This is a genomic window from Cryomorphaceae bacterium (genome assembly GCA_007695365.1).
Lineage (GTDB): Bacteria > Bacteroidota > Bacteroidia > Flavobacteriales_D > SKUL01 > SKUL01.
This window is the reverse complement of the sequence record REDV01000066.1, coordinates 30,810-45,321: the sequence shown is the minus strand read 5'-3', so window position 1 is coordinate 45,321 and position 14,512 is coordinate 30,810. Positions and strand designations below refer to the sequence as shown.

Sequence of the window (14,512 nt, the reverse complement as noted above, 5' to 3'; positions counted from 1 at the left end):
CGGTTTAGCCTTCGAGCATTTGGGTTATCAGCTCCGTTTTACTCATTCCACATGCTTCACATTGCTGGGGTAAAATGCTCACTTCGGACATACCCGGCACGGTGTTGATTTCGATACAAAAAAGCCCGTTTTCGTTCAAGATATAATCCACCCGCGCAGCGCCCCGGCAGTCCAGAAAATCGAATATCGCTTCGGAGGTGCGCAGGCAATTTTCAAAGTCTTGCTCAGCGATTCGGGCCGGGGTGATTTCTTCGCGACGGTCTTCGCGGTACTTGGCTTCGTAATCGAAAAAGGAATTGTACGATACAATCTCTGTGATTTGCAGAGCCGTAGTTTTGCCGTTGATGCGCATCACTCCACAGGTGATTTCAGTTCCGCTCACCATTGCTTCAACCATAATATGGGGGTTTTCGGCAAAGGCTTTTTCGATGGCTGCCGGAAGCTGTTCTGCTTCGTCAACCCGCGATATTCCCAGGCTCGAACCCGCGTTGGTGGGTTTTACAAAGCACGGTAAGCCGATGGTTGTCAGGATTTCGTCGGGCTTAAATGCGTCGGTGTTTTTGAGCACCACAGATTGTGCTACCTGAAATCCCCCCTCGCGGAGTGCCGAAACCGTGCGGAACTTATCAAAAGTAAGCGCCATGTTTAGCACACCACCCGTTTGGTAAGGCATACCAATCATATCAAAATAACCTTGCAGTTTTCCGTCTTCACCCGGCGTGCCGTGAATAGCAATGAGGGCTGCGTCAAACCGAAAGGCATCATCGTGAATGCGTACTGAAAAGTCATTTTTGTCAACCGGAATATCCAGTTTGTTTACTTGAGCCCACCAGCCGTCGCGTTCAATCCGAACCAATACAGGGTCAAATTTTTGCCGGTCAATATTGTTCATCACCATCTCGGCACTTTTCATCGAAATAGCCTTTTCGCCGGTATAACCACCGCAAACTACTGCAATACGCTTAGGGGCTGTCATTGTTTCTGCTTTGCTCAAATGTACAACCGCCCTTTGCTGCATGCTTGTTTTGCAGCCAAAGTATTCCACAATAAATGTTGAATATCCTTGTTGTAAGGGAGAACACGATTCGAGTTGTCCAAAGCCCAAAGTAGTATATTTGCTCGCCTACATCGCGCACGTACTGAATGAAAAACCTTTTCTTTTTTCTCTTTAGCAGGGCTCTGTGGATCAATGTGTTGATTGCAGCTTTTGTGATTGGCGGAATCGTGCTGGGAACCATGCATTATCTCAAGAGCTATACACGTCACGGAGCGCACATAGAGGTGCCTGATTTTACCCATGTATCACTGGACTCACTCGATTACTTGTTTGAGAAGCACAAACTACGCTACGTAATCATTGATTCACTCTACAGTGATGCGCATGCGCCGGGATCGGTGGTAAACCAAAACCCGCTGCCTCGCTCATCGGTAAAGGAGAACCGCAAGGTATTTCTTACGGTCAATGCCACACAGCCCCCGGTGGTTACGGTAAGAGATATGGAAGGGCTTTCAAAAAGACAGGCCCTTGCCATTATGGAAGCCATGGGGTTGGGGACCGACTCATTGATTTACAGACCCGATATTTGTTTGGATTGCGTGTTGGAGCAACGCTACAAAGGCAGAAAACTTAAGCCGGGAACCAAGCTCACCAAGGGTGAGAAAATAACGTTGGTGCTGGGAGGAGGAAAGGAAGGTAGGGTGTTATTGCCTGATTTGAGGGGAATGGCCTTTTCCGAAGCGCGTGATTTGATGTTTGCCAATACGCTGCTGCTGGGCGGGGTACTCGATTGTATTGATTGTACCACAGGTGAGGACACCCTGCAGGCTTTGGTTTACAGGCAATCTCCCGCGTTCAGCAAGAAAACCAAAAGGGTGGTTCCCATGGGCTCTACAGTCGATTTATACCTCACCCTCGACACTGCTGCAGTGCACCTCATGCAACCTGACACGCTTTTTTCCATCATGGATACAACACTGATTGAGGAATGAAAAATCTGGCTCTGATATTTTTCTTGTTGATTGCCAGCACTGTTGTTGCGCAACAAGAGGTAATTTCAAATCTCACCTACAACCGTGTGCAGGAAGCTGAAATGGTAAAGCGCGCTGAGCGGCTTCGGCGCAGTAACGATATGGGAGCCCGCCAGTCTTTGGAACTCCCGTTTATTGACGATTTCTCAACGGACAAATTTCCAGGCAATGAAGATGGTCAGCCCATTCATTGGCTCGATTTAAAGACCTATCGAAACAACACTTTTGCCATCAACCCGCCCACTATCGGGGTGGTTACTTTCGACGGAGCCGACGAATATGGTTATCCCTATGATTGGGATGCCGGTAATGCGGGTGTGCCGTGCGATACGCTCACATCTGCACCCATTAATCTCGATTATGACGCAGATGATGATATCTGGTTGAGCTTCTTTTTTCAGGGTGCGGGTTTTGGTGAGCGCCCTGAACCCCAAGACTCACTTTTTCTGGAGTTCTACTCTCCGCTTTTCGACCAGTGGTTTTGGGTATGGTCTAACAGAGGTGAGGACATGGACACATTTGAGAAAGTTTACCTCCCCATCACCCAGGAAAAGTACCTGATGGACGGTTTTCAGTTTCGCTTTATCAATTACGCTACACCGCTCGGAGCGCTCGATCACTGGCATGTAGATTACGTGCATCTCGATAGAAACAGGGAGCAAGGTGAGGTGATTGATGACGTAGCATTTGTATATCCCATCCGAACCTTACTTCAGGAATACTCCAGCATGCCATGGAAGCACTATGTGCAGAATCCCGCATCTTTTATGGCTAGTTCTGTAGAGTCGTTGATATTCAGTAATAATGAGCCTCCGGGAGGTGCGGCGACCGGTAACAGAACGGTAGAGAATAGAACCATTCGCGTTTTTCACGAGGGCAATTTGCAGGCCGAGAACATAAGTCTTGACGAGCCACCCATCGGGCCGCAAAGCTTCCTGACCCTTACAGAGCCTGTGAACAGTTCACCCATGGACTATGTGTATGATGCCGGGGTAGATGATGTGTACGCCATTTTTGACGTGGAACTCACCTTCAGTGTATCGCCTGATTTTATCCAAACGAACAACCGCACAAAGATGCAGCAGGTCTTTTACAGCCACTATGCCTACGATGATGGCTCTCCTGAACGTGCGTATGAAGTTACCCTTGTAGGAAGCCGAACTGCCATGCGCTACGTCAACACCATGCCAGATAGCTTGATTGGCCTTATGATTTGGTTTGAAGCCATTAACGAACAGCCAGGTCTTTTCTCATTTTTCCCTACTGTATGGGAAGCCTCAGGTAGCGGTGCTCCCGGTGAAGAAATTGTACAAGGTTTGTGGGAAGGTGTCACCTTTGAGCCCGATACGGTGTATGGATGGCGTCTTTTCAGGTTTCTTGAGCCGGTGTTCTTGCCAGAAGGCCCGTTCTTTGCAGGAACGGTGCAAACGATTGACGAGGGCTTGAAAATCGGGCTGGATTACAATAGCTCGTACAACCAGGGAAATCTCTACTACTATTCCAACCCAAACGGAATGTGGTTACCCAGTAGCGCACCGGGTACTTTGATGGTGCGTCCGGTGTTTCAAAGCTCCAACATCGGGCCGTTGAGTGATGAACTTACCCCTTGGGAAGATGCTCGAATTTTCCCCAACCCCGCCTCTGACGTACTTTTTGTTGACCCGGGAAGCTACCTGAAACCCGCCATTGCCGAGGTGTACAACCTCACCGGACAATTGGTGCAGCGCTCCTCAATTACAGGGCAAACAGCCATTGATACGAATCGCCTGCCTGCCGGCATGTATGTACTGCGCCTTGCAGAACAGGATGGAGGGGTTCAGCGCAGCTTTAAATTCGTGAAAAGGTGAGCGAGTACCTGGACGAAGAAGAGGATATTCAGGGCGAACAGGAGCTCTTTGAACATTATCGCTACCTTGCCGACAAAGGTCAGGAACCGCTGCGAATAGACAAGTTTCTGATGGATCGTATTCCGAATACGTCCAGAAATAAGATTCAGGTAGCTGCGCATAATGGCAACATCCAGGTGGGAGGGCGTGCGGTAAAACCCAATTACAAGGTAAAGCCGGGCGATGAGATCTCCATCGTGCTTCCCTATCCCGTGCGGGTGCTGGAACTCATCCCGGAGAACATCCCCATTGAAATCGTGTATGAAGACGATCAGCTGGTGGTAGTAAACAAGGAAGCTGGAATGGTGGTGCACCCCGGGTATGGCAACTACACAGGCACCCTTGTGAATGCCCTGATTTACCATTTCGACAATCTTCCCGGTGGAAACAGTGAACACGGTCCGCGACCCGGCTTGGTTCACCGCCTCGACAAACTAACCACCGGGTTAATGGTCGTTGCCAAAACCGAACATGCACAAACCCATTTAGCGGGTCAGTTTTACAACCGCACCACGGCACGAACCTATAACGCATTGGTATGGGGTGATCTGCCCGACGAAGGAACCATCGAAGGTCACATTGGCCGGAGCCTCAAAAACCGAAAAGTCATGGATGTGTTTCCCGATGGCGACTACGGGAGGCACGCCATAACCCACTACAAAACCCTGGAGCGCTTTGGGTATGTTTCACTTGTTGAATGTCGGCTGGAAACAGGCCGTACGCACCAGATTCGCGTGCATTTCAAGCACATCGGGCACCCCCTGTTTGGCGATATGGAATACGGTGGAGATAAAATTCTGAAGGGAACCACTTTTACCAAGTACAAGCAGTTTATTCAAAACTGTTTTCAGATTCTGCCACGCCAGGCATTGCACGCGCGCACACTCGGGCTCACCCACCCTGCAACCGGAAAATGGATGGAGTTTCACTCTGAATTGCCGGCCGATATGACGGAGCTGCTCGAAAAATGGCGGCTTTACGTGGCATCCCGAAAGGAATAGCACCGCGCACTATTTCCAAAATTCATCTTTCCAGGCCGGGCAAGAGGCGTTTTCATCTTCATGCAATTCAAGGCTTGCCAATTCTTCTTCGGAACTTACACGTTGAATTTCCTGGAAAAGCACGCGTTCCTCAAAACGAATGTGCTGCTCCAGATCATCGGCTATGTGGTTCAGCACGGACGCGTTGGCAGTTGTTAGGCCGAACAGTTCCCTCAGGTGCAGGTGTTCGTTCAAGGCCTGCTGAATCATTGGGTGAGAGGACGGCAGTAATGAGAATACCAGTGTTTCCTCGTCGTTGAAATGAGGATGAAGATGATGTTCCCAAAACCAATCAGCGTAGGCCTTAATCCGCTCCGGTGAAACACCATGCTGCAAACCTTTTCTGATTTTCCAGCACAGCAGAAGACCCCGATGATGATCGCGGCTGAGAGGTTGAAGTGCGGTATGGCGATTAAGAGGTTTGTTTTTCACGACACTGACAAATTTAAAAACCACGGTCGGATAAGAAGCGGAAATTCGGGGATTGTTCAAATGTTAAAATGTGATAAACACTCGAGGAACGCGAAACATGTTCTACTTTTGCGAGTAATAATCGCAAACTGCGCATTAACCATATGCCAAATCAATTAAGCCACGTCAGGATTGCCGTACACCCCAAAGTATATGTAAAGGATCCGCTGAGCTCCGAGTTGGGTGAGCAGATTCTTACAACCTCTCTTCTAATGATTGATGAATTGGGCCTTGAGCAATTCACATTCAGAAAGCTTGCTGCGCGCATAGGTACTACCGAAAGCGCTGTATACAGGTACTTTGAGAATAAGCACAAGCTATTACTGTACTACATGTCCTGGTATTGGGGGTGGCTGGAGTATCAACTTGCTTTTGGCACAGTAAATATCAACGATGCTGCAGAGCGCCTTAAGCGTGCGATTAACATTATCACAGCTCCCTCTCGCATCAGTATCAACCAGGTTTTTGACGAAGATCTCCTCATGCGGGTGGTGGTTGCTGAATCTCCAAAGGCCTATCTTACAAAGCAGGTTGATGACGAGAACAAGGAAGGTTTCTTTGTTGGATTGAAGCAGGTTGCCGGCCGAATCAGCGAAATGATCAGTGAGGTTGCACCCGGGTATCCCTATCCAAGAACACTGTCATCTACTTTGTTGCAATCTCATCTTGATCAACGGTTTTTTCATGCACATTTACCCTCTCTGAGTGATGCGAAAGCTCACCCGGGAAACATGTTTGAGTTTTATACTGATATGATTTTTAACACTATCAAGCCATGGAGCAGGTAAACAAGGCCAGGCGGGCTCTCATCCGGATGCAGCGTTTGCTCATCACGGAGAGCCGCATCATCTACCTGATTTTGTTCTATGCCATGCTTAATGGTATCATTATTCTGACATTGCCCCTGGGTATTCAGGCCATCATTAACTATATCATGGGTGGCAGGGTAAGCTCCTCGTGGGTTATACTCATCATCATCGTTATGGTTGGTTTGATTCTTTCGGGAATCATACAGATTGCCCAAATGAAAATGACCGAGCGCCTTCAGCAGCGCATTTTTACAAAATCCTCTTTTGAGCTTGCGGTGCGCATTCCACGAATAAAGCTGGGAGCCATTCAAAACCGATACGCGCCTGAAATGGTGAACCAGTTTTTTGACACCGTAACGCTGCAAAAGGGGTTATCCAAATTGCTGGTTGACTATCCAACGGCTGCATTGCAGATTATTTTCGGTTTGATTCTGATTTCCATTTATCACCCTGTTTTTGTGTTTTTCTCTTTCGGGGTTGTAGTGTTGATTTATTTGATTTTCAAGTTTACAGGTCCGCAGGGTGTAGAAACCTCACTCAATGAATCCACCCATAAATACCAGGTAGCGCATTGGCTGGAAGAACTTGCCCGTACCATGGGTACATTTAAGCTTGCCGGAAACACCAGGCTGCCTTTGATTAGAGTAGACAAACTGGTGATGGGCTATCTTGATTTTAGGGTGCGGCACTTCAATATTCTGATTTTGCAATACAAGGCTATGGTAGCCTTTAAGGTGATTGTGGTGGTGGCGCTGTTGATCATAGGTAGTCTGCTTCTAATTCAGAATGAAATAAGTATTGGACAGTTTGTTGCGGCAGAGATTATTATCATTCTGATAATGAATTCTATCGAAAAAATAATCGTTGGGCTGGAAACAGTGTATGACACCCTTACATCTATTGAGAAGCTCGGTGCACTCACCGATTTACCGCTTGAGGAGGAAAACAATACATACCCCGTTTTTCCGGCCGATCAGTTTGGATTGAGCATAGTGATTGAAAACCTCAGGTTTCGCTATCCATCCACACGCGATCTTGTGATTAACCATTTATCATTGCGGGTTGGGTCTGGGCAGAAGGTAGTGCTCCTCGGTACTGTGGGAAGCGGTAAAAGCACCCTGATGCAACTACTGATGGGTTTTTATGAAGATTATGAAGGCCTTATTTCGTATAATGGTCTATCATTAAGTACATTGAGGCTCGACAGATTGCGATGTGAGGTGGGAGATAATATTTGGCAGGAACATATTTTCAAGGGTAGTCTTCGTGAAAACCTTACCATGGGCGACCCTGACATTTCGGACGACCAGATTCTAGAAGCCATTTCGCACCTTGGACTCGACGACAGGGTAACGCTGTTGCCCAATGGTTTGGATACCGAGCTTTTTCCAGGAGGCATTAAACTTCCCGGTACAGTGGCCAAAAAAATCATTCTTGCGCGTTCAATCATGGGCAATCCACGTATGTTGCTGCTCGATCTGGAAGTGGATTTTCTCAAGAAGGAAGAACGCAAAAAATTATATGATCACGTATTCTCGCATCCCTGCACGGTGCTTGCTGCTACCTCAGATGATGAGTTTATGAAGCGAGCAGATAAGGTGATCTTTATGGTTCGGGGTAATGTGGCATTTGAAGGGAATTACGAACAGTTTAAACAATCGCCGTATGCTGAATCTCTCGGATAACCGCGTAGAGCGCAAGGAATACTGGGACGAGTATGCGAGCTTAAAAAAGGTGTCGGACGACGGTAAACCTGTTCGCCGAATTCGCATACTCACCATCAGCCTGCTTTGCATGATTGCATTTTCATTCGTTCCCTGGACGCAAAACGTGCGCGTTGCCGGTAAGCTTACTACGCTTTACCCCGACCAGCGTCCACACTCCGTGCAAAACCGGATTCCGGGCCGAATTGCAAAATGGTATGTGCGTGAAGGAGACTTTGTAATGGCGGGCGATACCATTGTTCGAATTGATGAAGTAATGGATGCCTTTTTCGATCCGGAAATTATTGACCGTACGCAGCGCCAGATTAGTGCGAAAGAAGGCGCTGCCGTGAATTATCTTGAAAAATCCGAGGCACTCGAAGCCCAGATCGAGGCCCTTACTAAAAGCCTTAGAAACAAACTGGACCAGGCCCAAAACCGTTTCGTGCAAAGTGAGCTTCAGGTAGAAGCAGACAGTATGGACGTTGAAGCCGGAAAAATTGATTACGCCATTGCGCAGCAACGACTGGAGCGTATGGAAGAGCTGTTTGAAAAAGGCCTCAAATCATTAACAGACCTCGAAACGCGCCGAATCACGCTACAAGAAACCAGGGCAAAACTTGTAAGTCTTGAGAACCGCTATGAAAGCAGCCAGAATGAGTTGGAGAATGCACGAATTGAATTGGAGGCGGTGCAGAATGAGTTTGATGAAAAACTGAGCAAAGCACGCTCTGACCGGAACGCTGCCCTCTCTTCATTCTTCGGTGCACAAGGCGATATTGCAAAAATGGAGAACCAGCTATCCAACATCATGGTTCGTCGGGATAATTATTTTGTAACCGCTCCCCAAAGCGGCTATGTTACACAGGCTATTTCGGTTGGTTTGGGTGAGAACATTGCCGCTGGTACCCGTATAGTCAGCATCATGCCTGAGCGCTATGACCTTGCCACCGAAATGTACGTAACGCCCGTTGATTTTCCCCTGTTGCGACCCGGAAACAAGGTGCGTGTGATTTTTGACGGTTGGCCTGCCATCGTTTTCTCCGGGTGGCCGCGTCTGAGTAACGGAACATTTGGAGGAAAAATTCTTGCCATAGACAACTTCATTTCACCCAACGGAAAGTACCGCGTACTGGTGGTGCCCGACCCCGATGATTACCAGTGGCCTTTTGAGTTGCGCGTGGGCTCCGGTGCCGACGGCATTCTGCTGTTGAAAGATGTTCCGCTGTGGTATGAGATTTGGCGACAGCTCAATGGTTTCCCGCCCGATTACTACCGTCAACTGGACGAGGCAAGAGAAGTATCTCTAAATACCGGGAGCTCTACAAAGTGAAAAACATCTGCCTGATATTGCTCTTGCTGTTGGCCCAATCCATTTCCGGCCAAACGCAGCAAACGGCCAACGATACAGCATCGGGCCGTGTTTTGCCTTACAGCGATTATCTGCAAATTGTAATGATGAATCACCCTGTGGCCATTAGCGCCGGACTGGTGGTTGAGCGGGCAGATATGCAGTTGCGTTCTGCAAGGGGAGGTTTTGACCCTCTTATCTATGGTGATTTTGGTGCGAAACAGTTCGACGATAAGTTTTACTACCAATACCGCCAGGCAGGAGTGGAGATTCCTACCTGGATGGGAGTGAAATTTCATGGCGGATATGAATCTACAGACGGGCAGTTCCTGAATCCCGAAGCTAACATGCCAGCCGGAGGACTGCTCCATGCAGGTCTCTCTGTAGATCTTGGCGCGGGATTGTTGATGGATAACCGCCGTGCCGCATTCAGACAGGCACAAATAGCACAGGAACAAAGCGATGCCCAGAGAGATGACTTGCTGAACCAACTGTATGGCGAAGCCACCCGTGCGTATTTTAACTGGTGGCTCACAGATCAGAAGTTAAAAGTAGCCGAGGAAGCGGTAAAACTGGCCAATGACCGTTATGAGTTTGTACGACAAAGTTTTAAGTGGGGTGAGTTTCCGGCTATCGACACTGTTGAAGCCTACACCCAGGTACTCAACCGCTATTTTGCCCTCCGCGAAGCCCAAACACAATGGGCTCGTGCGGTGCAAATTGCCAATATTTACCTTTGGACCGAAGATGGAAATATGGCCTTCCTGTCGCCGGAGGTGCGGCCTGATTGGAGCCAAAAAATGATGCCTGAATGGACTCCGGATGAATTTCAGGTTCAGTTGGAGCATCCGCGGTTGCGCATGATTCGGGCACAACGCGATCATATCAACATTACCCGCCGCCTGGCAGCCGAGTACCTGCGTCCTACCATTCAACTCAAGTACAATTTCTTGTCGCAAAACGTACTTGAAAACCCCCAAACAGATTTCTTTCAGGATAGGCTCACTTTTCGGGAGAATTATACCGTGGGAGCTTCCCTAAGATTTCCGCTGTTTGTGCGCGATGCTCGGGGAAGAGTAGGGATGGCCCGTGTAGATATGGAGCGCGTGGATCTTGACTTTCTCGAAACCCGCGCTGAGCTTGAAGCCAGAGTGAATGCCGGTTTGGTTGAATTAAGCAACCTCAATGATCAGGTGCAGTTTTTTGACCAAAACGTGAATTACCTTCAGGCTTTGCTCGAAGGAGAGCGTGAATTGTTCAGCATGGGCGAAAGCAGTCTTTTTCTTGTAAACGCTCGCGAAACTTCATTGATCACCGGCCAAAACGTATTGCTCGAAGTAAAAGCGCAGCAAATAACTCGCTACGCAGAAATCAGGCAGCTTTCAGGGCGAGGGTTTTAATGCAGCGTAATGCACAAGCTATTGCTTGATGTTCATGTCTGATTTAGTGTGATTAACAATTGCTCGCTCTGTCTTACGAAACACCCAATAGCTACAAGCAATTAAAACACAAAGCCCCAGTATTACACCCGTAGTTTCAGAAATGGCCACACCCAAATTCAACATCCCTAACACCATCATCACGATTCCTGAAAATACCATCTGTCTGGCCGAGTATCTTTGAGCAATTTCCCAGTTTTTTTGTGTTTTCATGGAGCGAGCGGTTCTGTAGCCATACCAGTAATTGATTTCTTTGGGAGGCCTCCTCAGCAGCACCAAGCCTGCAACCAAAAAGGGAATTCCTGCGGCCCAAAGGGTAATGAAAAAGCTGAGTTGGGTGAGGAGTAACATCGAGTGAGGTATTTCCGGGTTTCGTAAATAGGGATGCCTAAATTTGACAAAAATCGTTGAGTAATCCATGCCTAAAAAATTTCAAACCCCCGAGCAAGCTGTAGAGCTGATCCAAAGTGGCCATCGGGTATTTATACAGGGAAGCGCCGCTACACCCATCACCTTGGTTACTGCGCTGATGCAGCGCGCCGGTACACTCAGAAATGTGGAGTTGATGGGCATCAGCACTTTTGGTGATAAACTTTTTGACCATCCGCGATTTGCGGAATCGTTTTTTATGAACTCGCTTTTCGTGTCGGCCAATACGCGTAAGCTGGTCAATGCGCCACACGGAGATTACATACCGGTATTTCTGAGCGAGATTCCGCTGCTTTTCCGGCGTAACTTTCTGCCCATTGATGTTGCGTTGATTCACGTTTCCCCGCCAGATAAACACGGGTTTTGCTCACTGGGAACCTCCGTAGATGTAGCACTCGCGGCCATGCAATGCGCTAAAACGGTTGTGGCGCAGGTTAACCCCAACATGCCGCGCACCCACGGCGACGGTTTGGTACCTGTGAGTGCCATCGATGCGTGGGTTGAGGTCAATGACCCGCTGCCAGAGGTAAGCTATCAGCACAAGATTTCGGATGTTTCGCTCAAAATCGGGCGCCACTGCGCGGAGCTGATAGAAGACAAATCTTGTCTGCAAATGGGCATTGGAAACATTCCGGATGCTGTACTGGCCTGTCTCGACGGTCACAAGGATCTCGGTATTCACACGGAGATGTTTTCGGATGGCGTGCTCAGTCTTGTGGAAAAAGGTGTAATCACCAACCGATTCAAAGCCAAGCATCCGGGCCGCCTGGTGACAGGCTTTGTGCTGGGCTCCCGCAAACTTTACGACTTTGTGGACGACAACCCGAATGTGGCCTTTCTCGATATCGCCTACGTGAACGATTCGTACGTGATTCGCCAAAACCCCCGTGCTGTATCGTTGAATTCAGCATTGGAGATCGACATCACGGGCCAGGTGGTGGCTGACTCAATCGGTACTTACCAGTATTCCGGTGTTGGCGGGCAAATGGACTTTCTTCGAGGTGCGTCGCTCTCCGAAGGCGGTAAACCTATTATCGCCATGACCTCCACCACCAAAAACGGTGAGTCGAAAATTGTGGCTACCCTGAAACCAGGAGCCGGCGTGGTAACCACCAGATCACACGTTCATTACGTTGTTACCGAGTACGGTGTGGCCCATCTCTTCGGAAAAAACCTCACGCAGCGCGCCAAAGCCATGGTTAACATTGCCCACCCCGATCATCGTGAAGCACTCAGCAAAGCTGTTTTTGAGCGCTTTGGCAAGTAGGTTTACCCTGAGAGCCTCCTGATTTTCCCTGATGTAGTTTCTTCGAATCGCGATTCAAAGCGTATCTCTTTGGGGCGTTCAAATTTATTGAGCAGTTTATGGAGTTGGCTTTGCAAATCATGAATGCGGTCTTCGCTCCATGGGCTGCCTTCCAACATCAGCACCAGCTTTTGGCCAAGCAGGTGGTCTGTTTCTCCGCGGAGGTAAAAGCGCGACTCCAAAAGGTGGCCGATTTTCTTTTCGATCAATTCGGGTATCAGTTTGACGCCGCCTGAAATTACCGCATGGTCGGTCCTCCCAAGCCATGTAAAGCTTTGTTCGTTGTGAATTTCAGCCAGATCGGTTGTGTGTACCGGCGCGGCCAGGTATGATGCGTGGATGATCAACGCACCGTCTATATCTTTTTCAAACCGAACACCCGGAAGGGCATGGTAACGCGCATCCATACCTATGCGCCGCAGGGCAACATGGGTGGCCGTTTCAGTCATGCCGTAGCTGTGATAGCACGCATTGGGAAGTTCGGCTAGTCGGGCTTCGGTTTCACGATCAATAGGACCGCCACCAATCAGCACCATAGGGATTGAGCTTAGTTTGGCCGTGCCAACTGCATCCGAAAGGGCCTCCACCACCTGCGAAGGTATCAAAGCCGCAAAGTGGGCATTTGCTTCCAAATGGCAAATGGCAGTCATCGTGGGTTCTACGGCAATTAAGGGCATGCCTGAGCGAATGGCCCTTACGAGCATCAGTTTTCCGGCGATGTAATGCACCGGTAAGCAGAGCAATCCTGTTGTGTTTCGGTTTAAGTCAAAAAAATCACAGGTTTGATCGGCACTGGCCTTAACCAGCTTTTTGGAAAGCTCTATTTCCTTTGGCATACCCGTGCTGCCTGAGGTTTTTACCACAATGTAGTTTTCATCATTCCACCATTCTTCCAGAAAGCTGCGGATGGCTGACAGGTGCGGAGGTGCGTCGGATAATGCACTGTGTACATTGGCCGGGGTAAGTTTCTTTCCGTTGATAATCAGTTGTTCCATCGCGCATCAAAAAGTGCCTGAAGTTGCCATGCCTGTGTGGTATGGTGCAGTTTGCCCTCGCGGATTTGCAACGGAGCAGGAAAGTTGTTGGTGTAGAGCTGCCCCGTGCCAAGTCCTTGTGGCATAAGTGAGCCCAGGGTGGATGTCCATTGCGCTATAGCCGCAAGCCCGACGTTTGACTCGAGTGCTGAGGTGACCCACCATCCGGCGTCCACTCCTTCGGCCAGGTGAATCCAGCGCTCACTGGCTCTGAAGCCACCCACAAGACTCGGCTTCAGGATGATGTATTGAGGTTGAATGGTCTGGAGCATTTCGAGTTGACGGTCTTTCTCCCAAACTCCAATCAGCTCTTCGTCAAGTGCAATGGGTAGTGGGGTATCGGCACAAAGCCTTGACATTTCTTTCCACTGACCGGCCTGTATGGGTTGCTCTATGCTGTGTAGTTCGAATTCAGCAAGTTGGTTGATTTTTTCATGTGCTTCACCGGAATCAAATGCTCCGTTTGCATCTACCCGAATTTCCATTTCGCGCGCTGAAAAGTGTGAGCGAATCTCTGAGAGGAGCAGGAGCTCCTGGTCAAAATCAATGGCGCCAATCTTCATCTTGATGCACCGGAAGCCTTCCTCAATTTTTTGGCTGATCCGCTGCGCCATTTCATCTGCGCGCCCCATCCAAACGAGCCCGTTGATGATGATGGGTTCTTCTCCACGTGTAAATGGTGTGTTGAACCAAAATCGCTCACCGCCCGTTTGCAAATCCCGCAAGGCCATTTCCAAACCAAACCGAATGGAAGGCCAGGCAGCCAGTTCACCGTGAAGTGTTTCCTGATATCGTTGAATGTTTCGACACACTTTGCGAAGTTGCTGCTCGTATTCCGGCTGGTCGTCAAAACTCAAACCTGCCAATAGGCCACACTCACCCAGACCGTAAACCTCTGGGTTGCGCTCATCCCATACCCTGATAAACCACGATTTTTTCTCCGTGAGTACTCCCCGCGATGTTCCGCCCGGAGTCCGGAATTTCAGGGTGTAGGGGATGTAAGCAGCTCGCAGCAT

Annotated in this window: 13 protein-coding genes; 8 read left to right on the top strand and 5 right to left on the bottom strand. The window is 49.0% G+C overall.

Going from position 1 to position 14,512, the window contains the following annotated elements; all coding sequences use genetic code 11:
* Positions 1-4: 4 nt before the first annotated feature.
* Positions 5-1,018, bottom strand: a complete 1,014-nt coding sequence (locus EA392_04700; GenBank protein TVR40096.1) for a D-alanine--D-alanine ligase — start codon at positions 1,016-1,018, stop codon at positions 5-7.
* A gap of 125 nt (positions 1,019-1,143) precedes the next feature.
* Between EA392_04700 and EA392_04695 the strand changes: the two genes are divergently transcribed.
* From EA392_04695 to EA392_04685, 3 genes are read left to right on the top strand one after another with little or no spacing between them, the layout of a single operon-like run.
* Positions 1,144-1,989 (top strand): PASTA domain-containing protein, encoded by an 846-nt coding sequence (locus EA392_04695; GenBank protein TVR40095.1) that lies wholly within the window; start codon positions 1,144-1,146, stop codon positions 1,987-1,989.
* On the top strand, positions 1,986-3,875 hold the full coding sequence (locus EA392_04690) for a T9SS C-terminal target domain-containing protein (GenBank protein ID TVR40094.1): 1,890 nt from the start codon (positions 1,986-1,988) through the stop codon (positions 3,873-3,875). The genes EA392_04695 and EA392_04690 overlap by 4 nt, the downstream gene beginning before the upstream one ends.
* Positions 3,860-4,915, top strand: coding sequence for an RluA family pseudouridine synthase (locus EA392_04685; protein ID TVR40093.1), 1,056 nt, complete (start codon positions 3,860-3,862; stop codon positions 4,913-4,915). Before EA392_04690 ends, EA392_04685 begins: the two co-directional genes overlap by 16 nt.
* 9 nt (positions 4,916-4,924) lie before the next feature.
* Here the strand turns inward: EA392_04685 and EA392_04680 are convergent, their stop codons facing one another.
* Positions 4,925-5,386 carry a hemerythrin domain-containing protein gene (locus EA392_04680; protein ID TVR40092.1) on the bottom strand — a complete coding sequence of 154 codons (462 nt, stop codon included), beginning with the start codon at positions 5,384-5,386 and terminating at the stop codon, positions 4,925-4,927.
* A 143-nt stretch (positions 5,387-5,529) separates the two neighbouring features.
* Between EA392_04680 and EA392_04675 the strand changes: the two genes are divergently transcribed.
* The 4 genes from EA392_04675 to EA392_04660 are packed head-to-tail and all read left to right on the top strand — an operon-like array spanning position 5,530 to position 10,688.
* Positions 5,530-6,213 carry a TetR/AcrR family transcriptional regulator gene (locus EA392_04675; GenBank protein ID TVR40091.1) on the top strand — a complete coding sequence of 228 codons (684 nt, stop codon included), beginning with the start codon at positions 5,530-5,532 and terminating at the stop codon, positions 6,211-6,213.
* A gap of 26 nt (positions 6,214-6,239) precedes the next feature.
* Entirely contained in the window at positions 6,240-7,919 is a 1,680-nt protein-coding gene (locus tag EA392_04670) for an ATP-binding cassette domain-containing protein (protein ID TVR40114.1), read from the top strand.
* A complete protein-coding gene (locus EA392_04665) occupies positions 7,900-9,270 on the top strand; it encodes an HlyD family efflux transporter periplasmic adaptor subunit (GenBank protein TVR40090.1) in 1,371 nt (456 codons plus the stop codon). The genes EA392_04670 and EA392_04665 overlap by 20 nt, the downstream gene beginning before the upstream one ends.
* Positions 9,267-10,688, top strand: coding sequence for a TolC family protein (locus tag EA392_04660; protein ID TVR40089.1), 1,422 nt, complete (start codon positions 9,267-9,269; stop codon positions 10,686-10,688). Before EA392_04665 ends, EA392_04660 begins: the two co-directional genes overlap by 4 nt.
* Before the next feature lie 18 nt (positions 10,689-10,706).
* Here EA392_04660 and EA392_04655 read toward each other — a convergent pair whose 3' ends face one another.
* Complete coding sequence (locus EA392_04655) at positions 10,707-11,147, bottom strand: SdpI family protein (protein ID TVR40088.1); 441 nt, start codon at positions 11,145-11,147, stop codon at positions 10,707-10,709.
* On the opposite strand from EA392_04655, the gene EA392_04650 reads away from it, so the two are divergent.
* Positions 11,146-12,423: an acetyl-CoA hydrolase/transferase family protein gene (locus tag EA392_04650; GenBank protein ID TVR40087.1), complete on the top strand. Its 1,278-nt coding sequence runs from the start codon at positions 11,146-11,148 to the stop codon at positions 12,421-12,423. The two genes, EA392_04655 and EA392_04650, sit on opposite strands and share 2 nt — an antisense overlap.
* Before the next feature lie 2 nt (positions 12,424-12,425).
* Here the strand turns inward: EA392_04650 and EA392_04645 are convergent, their stop codons facing one another.
* On the bottom strand, positions 12,426-13,457 hold the full coding sequence (locus EA392_04645; GenBank protein ID TVR40086.1) for an AMP-dependent synthetase: 1,032 nt from the start codon (positions 13,455-13,457) through the stop codon (positions 12,426-12,428).
* Positions 13,445-14,512 (bottom strand): o-succinylbenzoate synthase, encoded by a 1,068-nt coding sequence (locus EA392_04640; GenBank protein TVR40113.1) that lies wholly within the window; start codon positions 14,510-14,512, stop codon positions 13,445-13,447. The genes EA392_04645 and EA392_04640 overlap by 13 nt, the downstream gene beginning before the upstream one ends.

Coding starts and splice junctions, on each gene's coding strand:
- EA392_04700 (TVR40096.1), bottom strand. CDS start 1,018: ATGCAGCAAAGGGCGGTTGTACATTTGAGCAAAGCAGAAACAATGACA.
- EA392_04695 (TVR40095.1), top strand. CDS start 1,144: ATGAAAAACCTTTTCTTTTTTCTCTTTAGCAGGGCTCTGTGGATCAAT.
- EA392_04690 (TVR40094.1), top strand. CDS start 1,986: ATGAAAAATCTGGCTCTGATATTTTTCTTGTTGATTGCCAGCACTGTT.
- EA392_04675 (TVR40091.1), top strand. CDS start 5,530: ATGCCAAATCAATTAAGCCACGTCAGGATTGCCGTACACCCCAAAGTA.
- EA392_04670 (TVR40114.1), top strand. CDS start 6,240: ATGCAGCGTTTGCTCATCACGGAGAGCCGCATCATCTACCTGATTTTG.
- EA392_04665 (TVR40090.1), top strand. CDS start 7,900: ATGCTGAATCTCTCGGATAACCGCGTAGAGCGCAAGGAATACTGGGAC.
- EA392_04650 (TVR40087.1), top strand. CDS start 11,146: ATGCCTAAAAAATTTCAAACCCCCGAGCAAGCTGTAGAGCTGATCCAA.
- EA392_04655 (TVR40088.1), bottom strand. CDS start 11,147: ATGGATTACTCAACGATTTTTGTCAAATTTAGGCATCCCTATTTACGA.
- EA392_04645 (TVR40086.1), bottom strand. CDS start 13,457: ATGGAACAACTGATTATCAACGGAAAGAAACTTACCCCGGCCAATGTA.
- EA392_04640 (TVR40113.1), bottom strand. CDS start 14,512: ATGCTGCGAGCTGCTTACATCCCCTACACCCTGAAATTCCGGACTCCG.